The sequence below is a fragment of the Pseudogemmobacter sp. TB195 genome, from assembly GCF_058313095.1.
Genome location: NZ_JBZEGG010000121.1, coordinates 1 through 652, shown reverse-complemented (window position 1 = coordinate 652; position 652 = coordinate 1). Strand labels below are relative to the sequence as shown.

Sequence of the window (652 nt, the reverse complement as noted above, 5' to 3'; positions counted from 1 at the left end):
GATGCGGCGCGGTCGCGGCGTCGATTTCCGTGAGGCCATGCGGATCGAATATCGCATCGTGTCGCGCATCGCCATGGGGCATGATTTCTACGAGGGCGTGCGCGCCGTGATCGTCGACAAGGACCAGAGCCCGAAATGGCAGCCGGCCGCGCTGGCTGACGTATCGGCGGCCGATATCGACGCTTATTTCGCGCCTCTCGGCCCTGCGGAACTGACCTTCGACTGAGGCGGACGCGCGCCTGGGGCGGACAGGGTGGCTCCCTGGGGAGACGGTCTTCGTTTTCCCGGGGAAATGATATCGGTTCAATGACTTGGGGCCTGATCCAGAATCAGTTTCACCGGTTTTGCCCCATGGACGTTCATCCCGGCAGGTCTTCGTTCCGGGGTCGAAAAGCATGACGAACCAGGCGGATAGGGCGGCGTGCTGAATCAGGTCGTCAGCAATCCGCCGGATGGAAGGAATGCCCGTGGCGGCGCAAGGCGAAGAAACCCGGACGGAAGGCGGACGCGCCGGCGGCGTGCTTGAGGCCCTGCGCGCTTCGCCGTTGCCGCGCGTGCGCTGGGGGCTGATCCTCGTCTGGTTCCTGCGCCTGATGGCGGTGTTGTGGATGATGATGGGGCTGCTGGCCTGGGCCGACATTCTTGGCCTGAC

1 protein-coding gene and 1 pseudogene are annotated in these 652 nt (G+C 64.6%); both read left to right on the top strand.

Translation table 11 applies throughout. From position 1 onward, the window contains the following. A partial coding sequence (locus AC4FS3_RS28935; RefSeq protein ID WP_491023408.1) for an enoyl-CoA hydratase/isomerase family protein occupies positions 1 to 226 on the top strand: 226 nt, incomplete at its 5' end. 235 nt (positions 227 to 461) lie between these two features. Further along, positions 462 to 652 (top strand): annotated as a pseudogene (locus AC4FS3_RS28930) (hypothetical protein); the annotation flags it as partial.